Annotated in this window: 18 protein-coding genes; 5 read left to right on the top strand and 13 right to left on the bottom strand. The window is 59.1% G+C overall.

The annotated features are described in order from the left end of the window. Nucleotides 1–15 precede the first annotated feature (15 nt). The 4 genes from I6E56_RS00715 to I6E56_RS00700 all read right to left on the bottom strand — a co-directional run bounded on the left by I6E56_RS00715 (nucleotide 16) and on the right by I6E56_RS00700 (nucleotide 2,714). Entirely contained in the window at nucleotides 16–606 is a 591-nt protein-coding gene (locus I6E56_RS00715; RefSeq protein WP_197135434.1) for a hypothetical protein, read from the bottom strand. Beyond that, entirely contained in the window at nucleotides 603–1,556 is a 954-nt protein-coding gene (gene rsmH / locus I6E56_RS00710; protein WP_197135433.1) for a 16S rRNA (cytosine(1402)-N(4))-methyltransferase RsmH, read from the bottom strand. Before rsmH ends, I6E56_RS00715 begins: the two co-directional genes overlap by 4 nt. Before the next feature lie 98 nt (nucleotides 1,557–1,654). Continuing rightward, nucleotides 1,655–2,086, bottom strand: coding sequence for a division/cell wall cluster transcriptional repressor MraZ (gene mraZ / locus I6E56_RS00705; protein ID WP_129071303.1), 432 nt, complete (start codon nucleotides 2,084–2,086; stop codon nucleotides 1,655–1,657). A 244-nt stretch (nucleotides 2,087–2,330) separates the two neighbouring features. Beyond that, a complete protein-coding gene (locus I6E56_RS00700) occupies nucleotides 2,331–2,714 on the bottom strand; it encodes a DUF3040 domain-containing protein (RefSeq protein WP_197135432.1) in 384 nt (127 codons plus the stop codon). 73 nt (nucleotides 2,715–2,787) lie between these two features. Between I6E56_RS00700 and I6E56_RS00695 the strand changes: the two genes are divergently transcribed. Then, on the top strand, nucleotides 2,788–3,906 hold the full coding sequence (locus I6E56_RS00695) for a polyprenyl synthetase family protein (protein WP_197135431.1): 1,119 nt from the start codon (nucleotides 2,788–2,790) through the stop codon (nucleotides 3,904–3,906). A 49-nt stretch (nucleotides 3,907–3,955) separates the two neighbouring features. Here the strand turns inward: I6E56_RS00695 and I6E56_RS00690 are convergent, their stop codons facing one another. Continuing rightward, entirely contained in the window at nucleotides 3,956–4,297 is a 342-nt protein-coding gene (locus I6E56_RS00690; protein ID WP_197135430.1) for an Rv2175c family DNA-binding protein, read from the bottom strand. Between the two features lie 219 nt (nucleotides 4,298–4,516). Here I6E56_RS00690 and I6E56_RS00685 point away from each other — a divergent pair, with 219 nt between their 5' ends. Further along, the gene (locus tag I6E56_RS00685; RefSeq protein ID WP_231606191.1) at nucleotides 4,517–5,968 is read left to right on the top strand and encodes a LysM peptidoglycan-binding domain-containing protein; all 1,452 of its coding nucleotides are present in this window, start codon (nucleotides 4,517–4,519) and stop codon (nucleotides 5,966–5,968) included. 58 nt (nucleotides 5,969–6,026) lie between these two features. Next, nucleotides 6,027–7,997, top strand: coding sequence for a Stk1 family PASTA domain-containing Ser/Thr kinase (gene pknB / locus I6E56_RS00680; RefSeq protein ID WP_197135429.1), 1,971 nt, complete (start codon nucleotides 6,027–6,029; stop codon nucleotides 7,995–7,997). A gap of 113 nt (nucleotides 7,998–8,110) precedes the next feature. On the opposite strand, the gene I6E56_RS00675 is transcribed toward pknB, so the two are convergent. Then, nucleotides 8,111–9,481 (bottom strand): class II 3-deoxy-7-phosphoheptulonate synthase, encoded by a 1,371-nt coding sequence (locus I6E56_RS00675; RefSeq protein ID WP_307842702.1) that lies wholly within the window; start codon nucleotides 9,479–9,481, stop codon nucleotides 8,111–8,113. 140 nt (nucleotides 9,482–9,621) lie between these two features. After that, complete coding sequence (locus tag I6E56_RS00670) at nucleotides 9,622–10,305, bottom strand: 1-acyl-sn-glycerol-3-phosphate acyltransferase (RefSeq protein WP_197105512.1); 684 nt, start codon at nucleotides 10,303–10,305, stop codon at nucleotides 9,622–9,624. 161 nt (nucleotides 10,306–10,466) lie between these two features. On the opposite strand from I6E56_RS00670, the gene I6E56_RS00665 reads away from it, so the two are divergent. Next, on the top strand, nucleotides 10,467–12,290 hold the full coding sequence (locus I6E56_RS00665) for a long-chain fatty acid--CoA ligase (protein WP_197135428.1): 1,824 nt from the start codon (nucleotides 10,467–10,469) through the stop codon (nucleotides 12,288–12,290). 137 nt (nucleotides 12,291–12,427) lie between these two features. Here I6E56_RS00665 and I6E56_RS00660 read toward each other — a convergent pair whose 3' ends face one another. From I6E56_RS00660 to I6E56_RS00650, 3 genes are all read right to left on the bottom strand, one after another. Continuing rightward, entirely contained in the window at nucleotides 12,428–12,919 is a 492-nt protein-coding gene (locus tag I6E56_RS00660) for a peptide deformylase (protein ID WP_197135427.1), read from the bottom strand. A 4-nt stretch (nucleotides 12,920–12,923) separates the two neighbouring features. Further along, on the bottom strand, nucleotides 12,924–14,249 hold the full coding sequence (locus I6E56_RS00655; RefSeq protein ID WP_197135426.1) for a MinD/ParA family protein: 1,326 nt from the start codon (nucleotides 14,247–14,249) through the stop codon (nucleotides 12,924–12,926). Between the two features lie 108 nt (nucleotides 14,250–14,357). Continuing rightward, on the bottom strand, nucleotides 14,358–17,762 hold the full coding sequence (locus I6E56_RS00650) for a pyruvate carboxylase (protein WP_197135425.1): 3,405 nt from the start codon (nucleotides 17,760–17,762) through the stop codon (nucleotides 14,358–14,360). A 121-nt stretch (nucleotides 17,763–17,883) separates the two neighbouring features. Between I6E56_RS00650 and I6E56_RS00645 the strand changes: the two genes are divergently transcribed. Continuing rightward, nucleotides 17,884–18,690, top strand: coding sequence for a ParA family protein (locus tag I6E56_RS00645; protein WP_197137928.1), 807 nt, complete (start codon nucleotides 17,884–17,886; stop codon nucleotides 18,688–18,690). Between the two features lie 214 nt (nucleotides 18,691–18,904). On the opposite strand, the gene I6E56_RS00640 is transcribed toward I6E56_RS00645, so the two are convergent. The 3 genes from I6E56_RS00640 to I6E56_RS00630 all read right to left on the bottom strand — a co-directional run bounded on the left by I6E56_RS00640 (nucleotide 18,905) and on the right by I6E56_RS00630 (nucleotide 20,887). Beyond that, nucleotides 18,905–19,453 (bottom strand): MerR family transcriptional regulator, encoded by a 549-nt coding sequence (locus tag I6E56_RS00640; RefSeq protein WP_197135424.1) that lies wholly within the window; start codon nucleotides 19,451–19,453, stop codon nucleotides 18,905–18,907. Between the two features lie 226 nt (nucleotides 19,454–19,679). Beyond that, nucleotides 19,680–20,378 carry a MerR family transcriptional regulator gene (locus tag I6E56_RS00635; protein WP_197135423.1) on the bottom strand — a complete coding sequence of 233 codons (699 nt, stop codon included), beginning with the start codon at nucleotides 20,376–20,378 and terminating at the stop codon, nucleotides 19,680–19,682. Next, the gene (locus I6E56_RS00630) at nucleotides 20,378–20,887 is read right to left on the bottom strand and encodes an FHA domain-containing protein (protein ID WP_197124945.1); all 510 of its coding nucleotides are present in this window, start codon (nucleotides 20,885–20,887) and stop codon (nucleotides 20,378–20,380) included. The genes I6E56_RS00635 and I6E56_RS00630 overlap by 1 nt, the downstream gene beginning before the upstream one ends. Nucleotides 20,888–20,927: the final 40 nt, after the last annotated feature.

Below are 20,927 nucleotides of genomic sequence, written 5' to 3'. Positions count from 1 at the left end.
GACGATTGACCTCAATCATCGCGTGACAGGAGCAGGAATCGCGTTATTGGCGGGCTCTGGCGCGGCGGAGGTATCCGTCGCAGCTGCGGCACTCGCGCCACTCGCGGAAGCACCAGCCGTCGCTTCAGCAGCGTTCGCTGCGGTTACGAGTGAAGCGTCATCCAGAAGTGTGTTGCCGACTAGGCCACAGCTACCACCGCATCCGGACGGATCCGCGCTTCCAGGAAGGCTGAAGACCGAACCATCTGAGATATTCAGCGAATAAGGCGTCGCGTTGGGAACCATGCCGTACTCCGCCGCCCGCGCGGCCAGATTTTGCGTTGATGACTGCAATGAAAGCGATTCGAGCAGGCTCTGCTCTGTACGAACTAGCACTTTCTGGTCGTACTGCAACGAGTCGATCTCGTACGCACCCTGAGTAACAACGATGCTCAACAAAAGTTGCGCGGCAAGGATCGCGAAAAGGCTCGCGACAGTTACCACTGCATAAAGCATGCGCGGCCGAGCTTTGCGCTGCGCCTTCGTCGTGACGATCTCAATATGAGACGGGCGTGCAGTTGGCTGGTGAAGCGGCTGTGGCTGTGCATAAGCGAGGTTAGTGCTCATGAGATGACTCGCATTCGTTCTATCGCTCGCAGCCGAACGGGCTTTGCTCGAGGGTTGAGGGCTTGCTCTGCTTCACTTGCTTGCTCTGATCCGCGAACAAGGAGTTTGAGTTCCGGTTTGTGCTGAGGAAGCTCAACCGGAAGGCCCGCCGGAGCGGTGGATTTGGAACGTCGCTGTAGCTCGCGTTTGACGATGCGGTCTTCCAGCGACTGGTAGGCCAGCACGACCATCCGTCCGCCGAGCGCGAGGGAGTCAACCGCAGCGGGAATCGCCCGCTCTAGAACCGACAGTTCTTGGTTCACTTCGATGCGCAGCGCCTGAAAGACGCGCTTCGCCGGATGACCTGCACGTTGTGCTGCCGCGGGAGTAGCCGCAATGACCAGTTCCACGAGTTGGGCAGACGTCGTCAGCGGCTGCTGCTCGCGGAACTGCACGATGCGGCTCGCGAATCGCGGGGCAAGTTTCTCGTCGCCATACGCATAGAAAATACGACGGAGCTCGAGCTCGCTGTACGTCGCGAGAATGTGCTCGGCCGTCACCGGTGTCGAGGCATCCATCCGCATGTCCAGTGGAGCGTCTTGAGAGTACGAGAAACCGCGCTCAACACGGTCGAGTTGGAGGGATGATACGCCGAGGTCGAAGAAGATGCCTTCGACTGACATGATTCCCAACGAATCGAGTGCCTGTGGAATTTCGTCGTAGACAGCATGAACAAAGTGTGTGCGGTCAGCGAAAGGCTCAAGCCGACGTCGAGCGATAGCGAGAGCATCCTCGTCCCGGTCGATACCCACGAGAGTGAGGTCGGGGAAACGCTGGAGAAATGCCTCCGCATGCCCAGCCATTCCGAGAGTTCCGTCGACAAGAACTGCTCCGGGAGCGTTCAGTGCCGGAGCGAGCAACTCAATCGAGCGCTCAAGGAGTACTGGGGTGTGAATGGTGTTGTCAGCCATGATGTTAGGGCTAGTTCTCGGATGCTGATCCCCATCCGATTCGACCTGATATCGGGGAAGAAAATCAGGGCGCTCGGCTGGGAGTCAGCGTCGAAGAGCTAGAAGAGTCCCGGAATCACCTCCTCGGTGGTGTTGACGAAATCGGCCTCGGTGGCCTCGTAGTAGTTGTTCCAGGCTTCGGTGTCCCAGATTTCAGCGCGATTACCCGCACCGATCACGGTCAGGTCGCGTCCTAACCCGGCGTACTCGCGTAGCCCAGCGGGGATCGTTACCCGGTGCTGCTTGTCAGGCGTCTCTTGGTTTGCACCAGAAAGAAAGAGACGCAAAAAGTCGCGACCCTGCTTGCTCGTGACAGGCGCCTTGCGAATCGCCTCGTGCATTACTTCAAACTCGCGCTGGCTGAACACGTAAAGGCAACGTTCTTGGCCACGAGTGACCACGACGCCAGAAGCGAGCTCCTCGCGAAACTTCGCCGGCAGGATGATGCGCCCCTTGTCGTCGAGCTTGGGGGCGTAGGTGCCTAGAAACACGGCGCCCTCCCCTCAATCTCCGGCCCGGATTCTGGTTGCCTCCACTTTACTCCACTTTCAACCACATATCTAAGGTTTTTCGGCAAACTCCGTGAAAGTTATCCACAGAGCCCAGTAAATACAAGGAATTTTAGGGTGGAGGAAAATGGAGCAAAATTGGCCGATCGTGGGTCGTCAACCCCAATCAGGGCACAAAAAAAGGACCAGCCCGAAGGCTGGTCCTTGAAAGTGGAGGGAGCGGGAGTTAGCTATTGCCGTCCTGGCGGCGATCCCAACGCTGGTTAATCGTGTCCATAAAAGAGGTGCCGCGCTTAGCCGAGCGGCCAGATGAGGCGGATGACGGTTCGGGCATTTCGTCGGCGTCTCCGGAACGCGGCGGCGCTACGAAAAGCAGAACACCGACAAACATGACGACGAACCCGAGCACACCCACGAGAGGCTGCTGGATGATCACGCCGGTAAGAAGGGCGATGATTCCGGCGACCCCGACAAGAACGCCAACGACCATCATTCGATAGTTGGGCTTACCTTTGCGGGGGTTGACTGCGCTGACGAAATCGGCATCGTTTTGATAGAGGCTGCGCTCCATCTCATCGAGGGCCCGCTGCTCTTGCTCTGAAAGCGGCATTCCGTTCCCCTCTCTCTGGGATTCACGGCTAGGTCTCTATAGTACGCCCCCATTCACTAGGTAGGCTAGACGAGTGCCTGAGAGTAACCAGTTAGTTGACCTTGTCCAGCTGAAAATTGATGAGTTTCTCACCGAGAAACACGACGAATTAAACGCGATCGCCCCCGAGCTGACTGCTCTGACCGACGTCGGCGGGGCGCTCCTTTCTGGCGGAAAGCGCTTTCGTGCGCTGTTCTGCTATTGGGGATGGCAATCCGTCGCCGGCCTCTCGTCGTCTGACGACCCTTTCGCCGAGAACTCCGCGAGTGAAGACCTCACCGGTGTGTTGCTTTCGGCATCCGCCCTAGAGCTCTTTCACGCCGCGGCTCTCGTGCACGACGACATCATGGATCGCTCTGACACCCGCCGCGGCGCACCTTCCGCCCACCGCCGTTTCGAGAAAATGCACATCGACGGCGGATGGAGTGGCAACGCTGAAGCGTACGGAGAATCATCCGCACTTCTGCTCGGAGACTTGCTCCTGGGCTGGAGCGACGAACTATTGGGGCGAGGAATCGCGACGCTCCCCCGCACCTCAGCCTTGGCAGCACGCAAAGAGTTCATGACGATGCGCACAGAAGTCATGGCCGGCCAGTTCTTGGATATTCACGATGAAAGCGCGTGGGCAAGTTACCCGGAGTCAGAAGCTCTCGATCGTGCGCAACGGGTCCTAATTTACAAGTCTGCAAAGTACAGCGTCGAGGCTCCTCTTGCCCTCGGAGCCAGCTTGGGTGCCGGCACCGACGAACAAATGGCAACGCTTCGCGCGTTTGGCCTTCCCCTTGGCGTCGCTTTTCAGCTGCGCGATGATGTGCTCGGCATTTTCGGCGACCCCGAAGTGACGGGCAAGCCGGCCGGCGACGATCTGCGCGAAGGCAAGCGAACGGCAATCATTGCAATCGCCCGCGAGAAGCTTTCCAAGAGCACCAACGCCATTCTGGATGAGCTGCTTGGTGACCCGGACCTCAGTAGCGAGCAAGTTGACATGATTCGTTCGACGCTCGAAGATTCCGGCGCTGTAGCGAGAGTGGAAAAGGTGATTTCCCGCAACCTCGAACGAGCGTGCGAGGCAATCGAGAACGCAAATCTCGCTCCAACAGCGCGCGCTCGTCTGCTCGAATTGGCAGAAGCCGCTACCACGCGATCCTTCTAGAGCGCTCGCGCTGCACTGCACGGCTTACCGCGGTGCAGCGCACTAGGTTTTAGAACCCGAGGGCTTGAGCTACGCGGCGAACTTCGGCCTTGCGACCGGCGCGGAGCGCTTCGACAGGCGGCACGCCCAAGCTAGGTTCGTTCGACAACAACCAGTTCATCGACTCGTCGGAAGAGAATCCGGCGTCAGAGAGCACGACAACCGTTCCTCTCAGTTCACGAAGTGGTGCTCCGTTGACGATGAAAACGTCGGGAACCTGCCACACGCCGTCGATCTTGCTGGCGAGCAGCGCGCCCTCTTCGATGAGGCGACGCACTTGGCTCACCTTGAGCCCGAGGAGCTCGGTGAGGTCTGGAACAGTAAGCCAGTTGATGGTGGGTGATTCAGTCACACGTTAAGACTGCCACGTCATGAGGGATAAAACGGACAGTTCGCACGGCTTACCCAGAATATTCACTAGTGAACTTAGGTAACAATAACCACACTGACCTCATTAGACACATTGGTTGACACTAATGTTCTTCTGTGACAGCGTTGAACCCGCGATCTCAGCGATCGCGTGTACCTTCTCGGGGCCGGGAGCAGGAAGAACGCCATGAAATATTTCACAATGGACGACGCAAGCAGCGTCGCTTCAACCGTTTTCGCAGGACTAGTACCCGCGAAAGCCGTGCGCACGCCAGAGCGCGCGCGAAGAATCGCTCAGCAGCGCACACGGGTCAACCGCAGCGTGATGAACACCGTTCCAGTACTACTAGTCGGCTCTCTCGCCGCTGCGACGTTCAATCTCACCGGGCCTGTCGAACCCGTCAACGCGAAAACGCCTGACGACCCACGGCTCTCAACCGAACGCGCCACCAAGCCAGCTCGTGTCACCACTCCGACAATCACCGAAGCAGCGACAACGATCATCGGACCCGCTCCGGCAAGTTACCGCGTTGCCGAAGGCGACACGATCAGCGATATCGCCACTCGCTATGGCCTCTCCACGGCATCCGTTCTCGCACTGAACGGGCTGAGTTGGTCATCGACGATCTTTCCCGGTCAAGAGCTCACGCTCACAAAGGATGTCGTAAGCAGCGTTCCGAGCGTGACCCATGTCAAAACCACCAATGGTCAATACGCGATCGTTGCCGGTGACACCCTCAGCGGCATCGCCAACAAATTTGGCGTCTCCACTATCTCGCTGATGTCAGCAAACGGTCTCGGCTGGTCGAGCATCATCTACCCAGGGCAATCGCTGCTCATTCCCGGCAATTTGAGTTCCCCCTCCGCAGAAACCGAAGAATACGATTTTGCGTCCGATGACGACGCTGCGGGGAACGACACCACAGCTTCGGCAACCAACGAAGAACAAGCACCGGATGCCGACGAGACTCCCGCCGAAGTTGCAGCTGAAGTTGAAAGTCCGGCTGCAGTCGTTGGAGAGGAGCCAGCGCCAGTGGCCGAAGCGGCACCTGCTCCTGTGCAAGGAAGCGCCTACGCCGTGGTTTCCGGCGATACCGTCTCCTCTATCGCGTCGCGAGCCGGCATCACCACTCAGGCGCTGCTCGACGCGAACGGCCTCAACACCTCCTCAGTCATCTACATTGGCGACACAGTGACGATCCCCTCGGCGAGTTCCGCACTGGCCAGCTCTGGCGGAAGCATCACCTACCTCGACGCTGAGATGCGCGCCAACGCCGAAGTAATCGTTCAGGTTGGACGAGAGCTCGGCGTCTCCGACTACGGCATCACGATTGCCCTCGCAACAGCAATGCAAGAATCCAGCTTGCGGAACCTGACCTGGGGCGATCGAGACTCCGTTGGACTCTTTCAACAGCGACCGAGTTCAGGCTGGGGAACTGTCAGCCAACTCACCACACCCTCCTATGCTGCGCGCTTGTTCTACGGCGGATCGAGTAATCCAAACAAGGGAATTACTCGCGGGCTCCTCGAAATCTCTGGCTGGCAGAACATGAGCGTCACCAACGCAGCTCAAGCCGTGCAGATTTCTGCACACCCCGATGCCTACGCAAAATGGGAGACATCCGCCCGATCTTGGCTAGAACAGCTCGGCTAAGAGCCAGAACAGCCGTGTCTAGCGGCACTCTCGAAGCTCAGAACTTTAGACTCTGAAGGTGAATGCGAACTCTAGTGATCCGATGATCGGCCGTCTGCTCGACGGTCGGTATCAGATTCGTTCGCGGATTGCCCGTGGCGGCATGGCAACCGTGTACCTTGCCACTGATCAGCGACTCGAACGCAAAGTGGCCATTAAGGTCATGCACGGGCACCTCGCCGACGACAGCAAGTTCAAGGAACGCTTCGTTCAAGAAGCTCGCTCTTCAGCTCGACTCGCGCATCCCAACGTCGTCAACGTCTTTGACCAGGGTCAAGACAGCGACATGGCCTACCTCGTCATGGAGTATCTCCCCGGTATTACATTGCGCGATCTGCTTCTGGAACACCGCATCCTCACCACTGAGCAGACCCTCGACATCATGGAAGCCGTGCTCGCCGGTCTCGCCGCAGCGCACAAAGCCGGAATCGTTCACCGCGACCTCAAACCTGAAAACGTGTTACTCGCCGACGACGGTCGCATCAAGATCGCCGACTTCGGACTAGCGCGTGCGGCCAGCGCAAACACCGCAACCGGCGCCTCGCTGCTCGGCACGATCGCGTACCTCTCCCCCGAGCTCGTGACTCGCGGACTCGCGGACACTCGCAGCGACATCTACGCCGTCGGCATCATGATGTACGAAATGCTCGTGGGAGAGCAGCCCTTCAAGGGCGAGCAACCCATGCAGATTGCCTATCAGCACGCCAACGACGCAGTGCCGAGCCCCAGCTCGGGCAACCGCCTTGTTCCTGCAGAGCTCGATGACCTCGTGCTCTGGGCGACCGCACGCGAACCGGATGACCGCCCCAAAGATGCACGCGTGCTGCTCGACCAGCTGTACCAAACGCACAGCTCGTTGATGACCGCGCTGCCGCCAACGGCATCCACCGCAGTACAACGCACCATGGTTCTGCCGAGCGCGCCAGCCGCAGAACCGAACAACTCAACCGCCGACACACAAGTGTTCGGCGCCGAACTTCAACAAGTCGCTCCACCAGCACCCACTCAAGTGTCAGAGAACACCACAACCCTTTCGACGCGCGCGACCAAACGAAAGTCGCGTGGCTGGTGGCTACTTGTTCTGATCGTTCTCCTCGTCGGCGGAGCTGCCGGCGCAGGGTGGTACTTCGGGTCTGGTCCTGGTGCCCAAGTGACAATTCCGGACACCATAAGAAACGCGACACCCGAAGAAGCCAAAGATATCTTGGAAGAACTCGGACTTGTCGTCAGCGATGAACTCGGCGAAACCTACGATCCCGTAGTCGCGGTCGACCTTGTCGCGAACACTGCTCCTGAAATAGGGGAAATGGTCCCCAACGGCTCTCCCGTGCAATTGCTGATCTCTCAGGGCCCTCGACCCCTCGACGTGCCTGATTTTGCCGGGATGACGGAAGATGAAGCCCGAACCGCAATTGAAGAAGCACCTTTCACTTTGATCGAACCCAGCATTAAGCAGTTCGACAGCGAGATCGCTGCGGGTCTCGTCATTGACGCGCTCGGTGCAGACTCAGCGTCTATCCTCGGAGCCGAAAAATACGGCGAACTTCAGGACGTCACTCTCGTCATCTCCGCGGGTGCGCTCCCCGACGTCACGTGCTCGACCGTCGATAATGCGACTCAAACTCTCGCCGGGGTTGGGCTCAACGCCGAAACTGGCCGCGAAGTCTTTAGCGATTGTGACGAAGGAACGGTCGTCGCCATCGACTCTGAGAAGGATGCCGACGGAGTCGCCCGCACCTTCCGCGAGGGTGATACCGCCAGCTTCATCATCTCGAAGGGCCCTGACCTAGTTCAGGTTCCCGATGTCAGCGGAGAGACAATCACCCGCGCCGTTGAAGAACTTGAAGCTCTCGATTTTGTGGTGAACGTGGTCACCGACATCCCGCCGGGTTTCTGGAGTTCTCTAGCCACAGTCTCCGGCACCGATCCTTCACCGGGCGAATCCATCAAGCGCGGCTCAGAAGTCACCGTCTACGGCCCGCAGATCTAACGTCGCCGCGTGTTTCTCCGCGGCCATGAATTCGCACGAGCACAACGCAAAACGCCCGCCACCCGCAACGCTCTCCGTAGAGAGTTTCGGGCTGGCGGGCGTTTTCAGCGGCGTTAGAAAGCGCGAAGCTCCTCAGCTACCAAGAAAGCGAGTTCAAGCGACTGCATGTGGTTGAGTCGCGGGTCACACAGCGACTCGTAACGAGTCGCAAGAGTAGCCTCATCGATCTGCTCTGAACCACCCAGGCACTCCGTGACATCGTCACCAGTGAGCTCGATGTGGATACCACCGGGGTAGGTTCCCGCAGCGCGGTGCGACTCGAAGAAGCCCTTGACCTCATCAACGACATCGTCGAAACGACGCGTCTTGTAACCGGTGGGAGTCGTGAGACCGTTGCCGTGCATGGGATCCGTGATCCACAGCGGCGTCGCGTCCATCTCTTTGATGGCCTCGAGCAGCGGCGGAAGCGCGTCGCGAACCTTGCCAGCACCCATGCGGGTAATGAAGGTCAGACGGCCAGGCTCGCGCTCGGGGTCAAGCTTGTCGATGAGCTGCTTCATAGTCTCAGGTGTCGTGGTCGGACCGAGCTTGACGCCGATCGGGTTACGCAGCCGAGAGAAGTAGTCAATGTGCGCGCCATCGAGGTCGCGCGTGCGCTCCCCGATCCACAAGAAGTGGGCGCTCGTGTTGTACGGCGTACCGGTGCGCGAATCAATGCGCGTCATCGGACGCTCGTAGTCCATGAGGAGACCCTCGTGGCTTGAGTAGAACTCGGTGCGCTTGAGCTCGTCAAAGTCGGCTCCTGCTGCTTCCATGAAGCGCACTGCCTTGTCGATCTCTTTAGCAAGACTCTCGTACTGGCGGTTCGCCGGGTTGGCGGCGAAGCCCTTGTTCCAAGAATGCACCTGGCGAAGATCGGCGAAGCCGCCCTGCGTGAACGCGCGAATAAGGTTCAGCGTCGACGCCGCCGTGTGGTAACCCTCAACCAGACGAGCAGGATCAGCAGTACGGGACTCCGGAGTGAAGTCGTAACCGTTAACGATGTCGCCACGGTAGGCCGGCAACGTGACGTCGCCGCGGGTCTCAGAGTCGCTTGACCGTGGCTTGGCGAACTGGCCAGCCATGCGGCCCATCTTCACGATGGGCTTCGAAGCACCATACGTAAGTACAACAGCCATCTGCAGAATCGTCTTGACTCGATCGCTGATCTGCTGCGCGGTAGCGCCCGCAAAAGTCTCAGCACAGTCACCACCCTGCAACAGGAACGCTTCTCCCTGAGCTGCGCGCGCGAGGCGGGTACGCAAACGGTCTACTTCGCCCGCGAAAACGAGGGGCGGCAGCGACGCAATCTTGCTAGATGCTTCGCCAACGGCGTCGGCATCCGGCCACTGTGGCTGCTGTTTGATGGGGAGCGTGCGCCAGTTGTCTAGACCCGCAATCACGGCGGGATCAGCAAGCACGACTGGTTCTGACGGGTCGACCACGAGGAGTTTCCTTCATACAATTACAGCGAAAATGAACGGGTTTGTGACCCACTACGAGCCTACCGGCACAAGTGGGTGCTGAGTGTCACCGTTACAGCACTGCTGCACGGCGAGACTCTGCGGTGAATTGCCGGGCGTTGCTAACGACGTGCGGCGCGGTCTTTCACCGAGGTGGCATAGACATCCACATACTCCTGACCGCTGATGCGGTTGAGCTCATACATGATCTCGTCAGTAATCGAGCGAAGGATGAATCGGTCACCCTCCATGCCCTCGAAACGGCTGAAGTCGAGAGGCTCACCGAAGACGATTCCGATGCGGCCCATGCGAGGGATCTTCGTGCCGATGGGCATGACCTTTTCAGTGTCGATCATTGCGACAGGAACAACTGGAACATGGCCTTCGAGAATCATGCGTGCGACTCCGGTGCGGCCGCGATACATCTTTCCGTCGGGGCTGCGCGTTCCCTCGGGATAGATGCCAAGCACCTCTCCACGAGCCAAAACCGCTAGGCCCGTGTTGAGCGATGCCTCTGAAGCTTTGCCGCCGGAACGGTCGATGGGCAGCATCCCCGTGCCATTGAAAAACGCTCGCGAGAGCCAGCCCTTGATGCCACGGCCAGTGAAATAGTCGCTCTTGGCGAGAAAAAAGATGCGTCGGTCCATAATGAGCGGCAAAAACACCGAGTCGATGAACGACAGGTGATTGCTCGCCAAGATGACTCCACCCTTGCGGGGAACGTTCTCAAGACCGGAAACCCACGGACGGAAGACAGTCTTCAAAATGGGACCAGCCACCAGATTCTTCATAAACCAATAGAACATGGCACCTCAATTCCTCGTCGCGGGACTCCCCACTCTACCGTTTGCCAGAACGTACCCCACAAACGGGTGCAAATATCCACACGCGCCAATGCGCACGTGGTTAGGCGTGCCTGACCTCGCTAGAGTGGAGTAGACCACCTACCGGTGCCAAAGGAGTTGCCGTGAAACAGTTTGATGTACCAGCCCTAGTTGAGGCTGACCCGAATGCAAACGCTACCGATCTATTGATGGATCGTGTTGCGGCTACACCCAATAACGCTTTGTTCTCGCTGCCCACCGCTAACGGTGGCTGGAGCGACGTGACATCGTCGGAATTTCTTACCCAAGTGAAAGCCCTTGCCAAGGGACTTGTCGCTGCCGGCATTGAGCCAGGCGACAAAATCGGCCTCATGTGCAAGACCCGTTATGAGTGGACACTCATTGACTTCGCGACCTGGTTCACAGGCGCGGTGCTTGTGCCAATTTACGAGACCAGCTCGCCGAGCCAGATTCTGTGGAACATCACGGACTCCGGCGCCACGGCGATGATCACAGAAACGCCCGACCACTTCGCGCGCTTCGACGAGATTCGTGCAGACGTGCCCGCTATCGCCAACCTGTGGCAGATCGATTTGGGCGACCTCGACAAACTAGCCAAATCGGGAGCTGACGTCAGCGATGAAGAGATCGAACGTCGCCGCAACTTGGCCAAGGGTTCCGATCTCGCGACGCTGATCTATACCTCGGGAACAACCGGAAAGCCCAAAGGCTGCGTGATCACGCACTCCAACTTTGTTGAGCTGTGCCGCAACTCGCAGAAGGCAATCCCCGAGGTCGTCAACCCCGATTCGAGCACGCTGCTCTTCATTACTACAGCGCACATCTTCGCTCGGTTCATCTCGATCCTCTGTGTTCACGGTGGCGTCAAAGTAGGCCACCAGCCGGACACCAAGTTGCTGCTGCCCTCGATGGCATCGTTCAAGCCAACGTTCCTGTTGGCTGTGCCGCGTGTCTTCGAGAAGGTCTACAACTCCTCCGAGCAGAAGGCGGAAGCTGGCGGCAAGGGCAAGATCTTCCGCAAGGCTGCCGATGTTGCGATCGCACACTCGAAGGCGCTCGATGAGGGTCACGTGCCGCTGGGGCTCAAAATCCAGTTCGCTGTCTTCGACCGTCTCGTGCTCTCCAAGATTCGCGCAGCACTCGGCGGGCGCGTCAAATACGCGGTCTCCGGATCCGCGCCTCTCGGACTGCGTCTCGGACACTTCTACCGCAGCCTCGGCCTCACGATCCTCGAGGGCTACGGACTCACCGAGACCACCGCCCCCATTTCGGTGAACAAGCCGTCCAACTTCAAGATCGGAAAGGTCGGCCCGCCGCTCCCCGGCGTTTCGGTGCGGATTGCCGAAGACGGCGAGATTCAAGCCAAGGGCGTGTGCGTCTTCGACGGGTACTGGAACAACCAGGCTGCTACCGACGACGTCTTTGAAGACGGTTGGTTCAAGACCGGCGACATCGGGCAGTTCGACGAAGATGGATACCTCGAGATCACTGGTCGCAAGAAGGAAATCATTGTGACTGCCGGCGGCAAGAACGTTGCTCCCGCGGCGCTCGAAGACCCCATCCGAGCGAACCCGATCATCGGCCAAGTAATCGTCGTGGGTGAGCAGCGTCCGTTCATCTCCGCTCTTGTCACTCTCGACGAGGAAATGCTGCCTGTGTGGCTCGCGAACAACGGGCTCGATGCAACGTGGACAGTGGAACAGGCGGCGAAACACCCCGCAGTACTCGCCGAAGTCCAGCGCGCGATTGACGTGGGAAACTCTCGCGTCTCCCGTGCCGAGTCAATCCGTAAGTTCCACATCCTCGATGCGGACCTCACCGAAGACAGCGGTCACCTGACGCCCAAGATGAGCATCAAGCGCAATGTGATTTTGGCTGACTTCGCCGATGTCATCGAGTCGCTGTACTCGAACTCGCCGGCGACAGAAGGAATCTCGCTGAAGTAGCACCACAAATGCTGAAGGCCCCGTCATACGCAAGTGTGGCGGGGCCTTCGTCGTTGGATCCCCCACTGCGTTCAACTGGCAGGCGCGCCAAATAGCGCCCGTCCCCTCGAAGCGAGGTGACGTGACGCGGGTGGGGTTTAGTACCAGGGTGCCTGACGGATGGCGCGCATCGCTTCACGCTTAGCCTCAGGCTCGAGGCCCTCGATATACAGATGGCCATCGAGATGATCGGTCTCGTGCTGCAACGCCTGAGCCATGAGCCCTTCGCCGCTGAGCTCAACAGGCTCGCCCGCGAGGTCTACTCCCATGACGCGGGCGAAAGGATAGCGACGGCGGAGAAAATAGAATCCGGGCACAGACAAGCAACCCTCATCCACCAGCTCCGGCTCCCCCGACACTTCGGCAAGAACCGGATTGATGATGTAGCCGATATCGCCATCGATGTTGTAGCTGAATGCACGCAAGCCGACACCGATTTGGTTAGCAGCGAGCCCGGCACGACCGGGAAGCTTGACCGTCTCGATGAGGTCGTCGATGAGCGCATCAGCACGCGCATCACCGATAGCAATGGGATCGCATACTGAGCGAAGGACGGGATCGCCGAACAGGCGAATCTCACGAACAGCCATAGCGTCAGTTAGCCCGAACTGCGGGAAGACCATCCATGACAACGGCCGCGAGTTCGCGGGCAGCAGCCTTGGTCAACTTGTTGAGGTCACGATAATGAACAACGGATCCCGTAGCCAAGCTGGGGTCGTATGGCACGCGAACAATCTCGCGTACACGCGACTTAAAGTGCGCCTCGATCTCCTCGAGCTTCACCAAGTTGGTGCCCTGAGTGGCGGTGTTGATTGCCACGACAGCGTTCTTCACGAGATCTTCGTGCCCGTTGGATTCGAGCCACGTGAGAGTCTCTGATGCGAGACGTGCCTCGTCAACGCTGCCACCGGAAACAATGACAATCGAGTCAGCACGCTGCAGCGTTGCACGCATGACCGAGTGGACAATTCCGGTTCCACAGTCGGTGATAGCGACTGAATAGAAACGCTCGGCCATATCGGCAACCACGTTGTAGTCGTTTTCGTCAAATGCTTCTGAGACGTGTGGATCAGTGTCGGATGCCAAAACGTCGAGGCGAGTCTCATCACGAGACACCACGGTTTGGAATTCGCTAAACGTGTGGAGCGACTCCGCACGCATCACGACATCGCGAACCGTTGCACGGGTTTGCTTGTCGATTCGCTCGGCAAGCGTTCCGCGGTCAGGGTTAGCGTCGATCGCAATGATGCGGTCCTCGCGGGTGTCGGCCAATGCCATGCCGAGAAGTGCCGTGATCGTGGTCTTGCCGACCCCGCCCTTGCGGGTGAGAACCGGAACGAACCGAGTTCCACCCACGAATGTCTTCGTAACGCGAGCCTCAAGAGCTTTGCGCTCTTTAACTCGGTAAGAATCGCCAAGATTGACGAGATGGAATGTGACAGCGTAGACGAGCTCTTGGAAGAAGCCCTCTGGCGCGGTGGCTCGGTTCTTCTTGCCCGGATTGATCAATCGCTCAGCGGTGAGCATCGTGGCCGTCTCGGGCGTCGTCGCGCGAACTTCGGTGCGCTGGCGTCCGCGACGAGTAGCCGGTCGGTCCGCCGGCGGCAGCTCAGGAATAACGGCCACTTCAGGCACAGACTCGGGTGGGATCGTCACCACTGACTCCGGCGCAAACGTGATGGTTGTCGTTGCCATAGTTGCGACATCCACTTGATGCGCATTGACAGCAACATCGTCGATGGCCACAGCAGCTTCGTGCTCGGGAGTCTCGCGAACCGCGACCGGCAGCGAGAGCGTGAACGTCACGTTGTCGGTGCTCGGGGTCTGCTCGACCGTCGACTCCTTCGCATCGTGATCGGTCGACGTATCGTGCTCGTCGACGGACGGCTGCACATCAGGTTCATTGCGCTTCGTAGTCACGTATCGATCCCCTCCAGAAAGCAAACACGCTACTTTACCGCGTTAACGAGCGGGACGTGACCGATGCGGTTACAACGATCACGTCCCTACCCTACAAACTTCTGTGTTTTAGCTGGGTTCGATTTCCACAAGCAAGTCGCCGCCGTCTACCTGCTGCGTCTTCGGAATGGCCAATCGCTTGACCGTTCCCGCAACGGATGCCGTGATTGCAGCTTCCATCTTCATCGCTTCGATCGAGGCCACGGTGTCACCGACGGCAACAGTTGCGCCCTCTTCTACCTGCAACGTGACAACACCGGAGAACGGTGCCGCTACGTGTCCCGGCTTGGATGCATCGGCCTTCTCCGCCGCAGTCGAATCGACCTTGATGCTCTGATCGCGGATAAACACCGGGCGCAGCTGACCATTCAGGGTCGCCATGACGGTGCGCATACCCTTCTCGTCAGCCTCGCCGATCGCTTCGAGACCGACGAACAATTGCACGCCCTTCTCGATCTCGACAACGTGCTCGTGCCCCTGTTGGATGCCGTAGAGGTAATCCTTGCTATCGAGGGCCGACAAGTCGCCATAGGTTTCGCGAGCCGTCTCAAAGATCTGAGTGGGGCCAGCGAACAGCAACCGGTTGAGCGCCGAACGGCGCTCCTGTGGCTCGCCGTCGAGAGCGGCCTGATCTTCAGCACTGATTTCTTCAATGCCGATTTTGACGTTGCGCCCCTTCAGCACCTTCGAGCGGAAGGGCTCAGGCCAGCCACCGGGCAGTTCGCCCAACTCGCCAGCCATAAAGCCAATCACCGAATCAGGGATGTCGTACTTGTCGGGGTTCTCTTCGAAGTCGGCAGGGTCTGCGTGCGCTGCAGCAAGAGCTAGCGCCAGGTCGCCAACGACCTTCGAGGACGGGGTGACCTTCGGCGGACGGCCGAGCATCTTGTTTGCCGCAGCGTACAGGTTCTCAATCGTCTCGAACTGGTCAGCGAGACCCAGCGCAATCGCCTGTTGGCGCAGGTTCGACAACTGTCCACCAGGGATTTCGTGGTGGTAGACCCGCCCCGTCGGACCGGGCAGGCCCGATTCGAATGGCGCGTAGGCGTGACGCACAGCCTCCCAGTACGGCTCGAGATCGGAGACCGCATCGAGCGAGATGCCCGTGTCGCGTTCGGTGTGGGCGAGAGCCGCGACCAAAGCCGACATGGATGGCTGACTCGTTGTTCCTGCCATCGGGGCGCTCGCAACATCCACTGCGTCTGCACCGGCACGGGATGCCGCCAGCAGAGTAGCCAGCTGGCCGCCTGCCGTGTCGTGAGTGTGAACGTGCACCGGAGCATCAAAACGTTCACGCAAAGCCGTTACAAGCTTCTCAGCGGCTTCCGCACGCAAGAGACCAGCCATGTCCTTGATCGCGAGCACATGGGCGCCGCTCTCCATGATCTGGTCTGCAAGCTTGAGGTAGTAGTCAAGTGTGTAGAGATCCTCATTCGGGTCGAGCAAGTCACCCGTGTAGCAGAGAGCAACTTCAGCAACGGCAGTGCCCGTGTTCAGCACAGCATCGATGGCCGGTCGCATCTGCGAAACATCGTTGAGCGCGTCAAAGATGCGGAAGATATCGACACCGGTATCAGCGGCCTCACGCACGAAGGCATCCGTAACCTCGGTCGGATACGGCGTGTAGCCAACCGTATTGCGACCGCGCAAAAGCATTTGAATCGCGACGTTCGGCAGCGCTTCGCGCATGGACGCGAGACGCTCCCACGGGTCTTCGGCGAGGAACCGCAGAGCGACGTCGTACGTTGCTCCGCCCCATGCTTCGACCGAGAGCAACTCTGGCGTCATGCGTGCCACGTGCGGCATTACCGCGACGAGGTCGCGGGTGCGCACCCGCGTGGCCAACAGCGACTGGTGGGCATCGCGGAAGGTGGTTTCGGTGACGGCGAGCGACTTCTGCTCACGCAGAGCCGAAGCGAACCCGGCCGGGCCGAGCTCCAACAAACGCTGCCGCGATCCTGCCGGAGCCTCTGTGGAGAGATCAACGGTCGGCAGCTTCAATTGTGGGCTGATGATGCCTGCACCATCACCGTTGGGCTGGTTGACGGTGACGTCTGCCAGCCAGGTGAGGATCTTTGTTCCGCGGTCCTTGGAACGATGCGAGTTGACGAGCCACGGGCGCTCATCAATAAACGCGGTACTCAAATCTCCCGCAATGAATTCGGGGTCGTCGAGCACGCCCTGAAGGAACGGGATGTTCGTCGTGACACCGCGAAGGCGGAACTCAGCGAGCCCACGACGGGCGCGACGCACTGCTGACGCAAAGTCGCGGCCACGGCACGTCATCTTCACGAGCATGGAGTCGAAGTGGGGAGAAATCTGCGAACCAGCAGAAACCGTTCCACCATCCAGACGGATGCCGGCGCCACCAGGCGAGCGGTACGTGGTGATCTTGCCCGTATCGGGGCGGAAACCGCTGGCAGGATCTTCCGTCGTGATGCGGCACTGCAGAGCCGCTCCGCGCAGTTTGAGCTCGTCTTGGCGCAGCCCCAACTCCTCTAGCGACTCGCCGAAAGCGATCCGCATCTGCGACTGCACGAGGTCAACATCGGTAACTTCTTCTGTCACCGTGTGTTCGACCTGAATGCGCGGGTTCATCTCAATGAAGACGTGCTCGCCCTTGCGCTCCCCCGCCGTGTCGAGCAGGAACTCAACGGTGCCGGCGTTGACATAGTCAATTGACTTCGCGAATGCGATCGCGTCGCGGTACATCGCCTGACGAGTGTCTTCGTCGAGGTTCGGCGCCGGTGCGATCTCAACAACCTTCTGGTGACGACGCTGCACCGAGCAGTCACGCTCGAACAAGTGGATGACGCCGCCATGGGCATCAGCCAGGATCTGAACTTCGATGTGGCGAGGGCGGACAACCGCCTGCTCAACAAACATCGTGGGGTCGCCGAACGCACTGTCTGCTTCACGCATGGCCTCTTCGAGAGCACCGCGCAAGTCTTCTTTCTTGTCGACGCGACGCATACCGCGACCACCACCGCCGGCAACGGCCTTGGCAAAGACCGGGAAACCAATCTCGTTGGCGCCAGCGATGAGCTCATCAAGGTCAGTGCTCGCAGGAGTCGATTTGAGAACGGGGACTCCCGCCGCAATCGCGTGTTCCTTGGCCGTCACCTTGTTGCCGGCCATCTCGAGCACGCGAGTTGGCGGACCGATGAAAGTAATTCCCGCTTCCGCAGCTGCGCGAGCAAGGTCAGGGTTCTCCGAGAGGAAGCCGTAACCGGGGTAGATCGCGTCTGCGCCGGACTCCTTCGCTACTCGAATAATCTCCGAGACATCGAGATAGGCGCGGACAGGATGCCCCTCTTCGCCGATCTGATATGCCTCATCAGCCTTCAGACGATGCACCGAATTTCGGTCTTCGTAAGGGAAAACGGCCACAGTTCTTGCCCCGAGCTCGACAGCTGCACGCATTGCGCGGATAGCAATCTCACCTCGGTTGGCAACGAGAATCTTCTTAAACATTCGGTCCTTCCTGACAAAAACCAAGCCTAGAGTGATTGAACTCTGGCAGTTTCCTCAAGGGTGCGCAAAAGTTGGCGGTGTTTTAGGTTTCTTAACAGTAGTGAAGGTATCGTCGTTACTCGTGCACGTACTTAGCGTTAGTTCCCTCAAGGGGGGCGTCGGAAAGACGACCGTCACGCTTGGGCTCGCTTCGGCGGCTTTCGCTCGCGGTCTTCGAACCCTCGTTGTCGACCTTGATCCCCAGTCCGATGTCTCGACCGGAATGGACATTGATGTCGCCGGTCACCTCAACGTGGCTGACGTACTCGCCTCTCCCAAGGAGAAGATCGTGCGTGCCGCGATCGCGCCGAGTGGCTGGACCAGAGGCCGCCCGGGCAAAGTGGATGTACTGATCGGTTCGCCATCCGCCATCAACTTCGATGGCCCGCACCCGAGCATCCGCGACATTTGGAAACTCGAAGAAGCCCTCGCGAACGTCGAATCTGACTACGACCTCGTGCTCATCGACTGCGCACCATCACTCAACGCCCTCACGCGCACCGCATGGGCAGCAAGCGATCGAGTAGCCATTGTAACCGAACCTGGCTTGTTCTCCGTTGCAGCTGCCGACCGCGCCCTCCGCGCGATCGAAGAGATCCGTCGCGGTCTTTCGCCTCGACTTCAGCCGCTTGGCCTCATCGTTAATCGTCTGCGTTCGCAATCGCTCGAGCACCAGTTCCGCATCAAAGAACTGCGGGACATGTTTGGACCGCTCGTACTTTCGCCACAGCTCCCTGAGCGCACGTCGCTCCAGCAAGCTCAAGGTGCCGCGAAGCCTCTGCACGTATGGCCGGGTGAGAGCGCCCAAGAAATGGCGCGCTACTTTGACCAACTGCTCGATCGCGTCATGCGTGCAGCACGCATGGGCGAGTACAGCAGCGGCCAGTAACAAACCTTCGGGTACCCGCCACAGCACGGCAGCTCAATGGGTGTTAAGCGAGCACTGATGTGCCCTGAACCATTTTCGCGAGAAACCAGCCTAGGTACCCTGCATCAGCAGCCTTCGGCGTAAGCGCATGTTTCGCGTGGGCACACTAAAGAATTGCATGAGCGCGTCAAAAATCGGCGCCCCGGTGATGGGCTACTAGTGTCGAAAACGCTTCTTAGGAAGCACGGGATGCGCGGCGCTTAGCCAACTCATCCATGGGGTCTTCGCCCTTGACCGTATCGAGGTCGATAAGACTGGTTTCGACCTCGCGCAGGACCTTGCCCACCGCGATGCCAAAGACGCCCTGGCCGCGGCTGACGAGGTCGATAACTTCGTCGTTCGACGTGCAGAGGTAGACGCCCGCGCCATCGCTCATCAGGGTGGTCTGAGCGAGATCGTGAATGCCTGACTCACGAAGTTGATTAACGGCGATGCGGATTTGCTGAAGCGAGATTCCCGTGTCGAGAAGGCGCTTCACAAGCTTGAGGACCAAGATGTCGCGAAAGCCATAAAGTCGCTGCGAACCCGAGCCTGCGGCGCTGCGGACAGTGGGTTCAACGAGCTGGGTGCGAGCCCAGTAGTCGAGCTGGCGATAGCTAATGCCGGCTGCGCGCGCGGCGACAGCGCCACGGTAGCCGGAGTTGTCGTCGAGGTCTGGCATTCCATCGGTAAAGAGGAGACCAAGGTCGTAGCGTGAGTCTTCGCTACGGTTCACTTCACTCATGGCTTTGCCCCTTTAGTTCTGATTGACCAGCACGAAAACAACGAACCTTCATGTTGAAGTTGACGCTTAGTGTTTCGTGTTACCCCACGGTAGTCACGCCCACCGCGTCTATCAACGACATTCGTAAAAAGTCGGCGGCGTGTCGGAATCAGTCGGATAAAAACTGGGCCAACCTCGCGGAACCGCCTTCGGCACGAGCCGAAAAACGGTCAACAGATCGACCGTACTACGAATCGAGCCGGCTGAGTGCGGATCGGATAAGACTGCTGCGAACAATCTCTAACTGGCCCGCGATTTCGCGCGCCATCTCGGCAGCACGAGCGCGACTCGATGCATCCTTGCGGCGAGCAACGGGCATCAGAGCACTCTCGATGAGCCCCAGTTCCCGCTCTGCCGCCGCGCGGAAGCCACGAAGGTGTCGTGGTTCAATCCCGCTGCGCTGAAGCTCCACAAGTGACTTGAGGACCGCAAGCGCGTCTTCTCCGAAAACATCGGAGGCAACAATAAGCGACGACGAAATAGCATCGCCCAACAACATGGGGCTAGCACCCGCTTCGCGAATCAACTCATCGCGAGTGAGCTTGCGCTCGGCCGACAGCATGGATGCCGCAGCAACCGCGCCGCCAGGAAGTTCAGGCGTGCGCCCGGCATCCATCTCTTCCAAATAGCCACGAATGACCTTGAGCGGAAGGTAGTGGTCACGCTGCATCGTGAGCACGAAGCGCAAGCGCTCCATGTCTGCCGACGAAAACTTGCGGTAGCCCGAGGCAGTGCGCGCCGGCGAAACCAACTTGCGCTCTTCAAGAAAGCGCAGCTTGGACGGAGTTAGATCAGGAAACTCAGGACTGAGCTTGGCAAGAACCTGCCCAATGCTGAGGAGCGCTTGTGCAGGAGTCGAACGCGACTGACGCGCTACCCCAGCCACTAATTACCAACCGCCGACGCAAGATCGCGACGCGAGGGGTAAAACGTGAGCTTGTACTTGCCGATTTGAACCTCAGCGCGGTCGCGGAGGACAGCGGTGGACTCGATACGGTCGCCGCCAAGATAGGTGCCATTGAGCGACCCCAAATCTTTGACGTCAAACGCGGTGCCTGAACGCAAAAACTCGACATGACGACGAGACACCGTGACGTCATCGAGAAAAATATCAGCCTCAGGATGACGCCCCACCGTAGTGATGTCAGCATCCAGAAGAAAACGCGCCCCCACGTTTGGGCCGCGGCGAACGATCAACAGCGCAGACCCCGAAGGCAATGCGGCGATCGCTTCCTGCTCATCGACAGAAACGTCGACCCCCATAGCGGCGACCTGAGCCGCAAACTCATGACTGTACGTGGCAGTGGTGTCGATCCGCTCGACAATAGGCTGCGCGGACGTCTCATTTGCCGACTCTACGTCGGCGCCGTGACCATTATTCATTGACTCAACCATCGCAAACCTCCCTGACTGACCAGCGTATCGGATCGGAACA

The sequence above is a fragment of the Salinibacterium sp. NK8237 genome, from assembly GCF_015864955.1.
GTDB lineage: Bacteria > Actinomycetota > Actinomycetes > Actinomycetales > Microbacteriaceae > Rhodoglobus.
The sequence above is the reverse complement of the archived record's forward strand: the minus strand, read 5'-3'. Positions and strand labels throughout refer to the sequence as shown.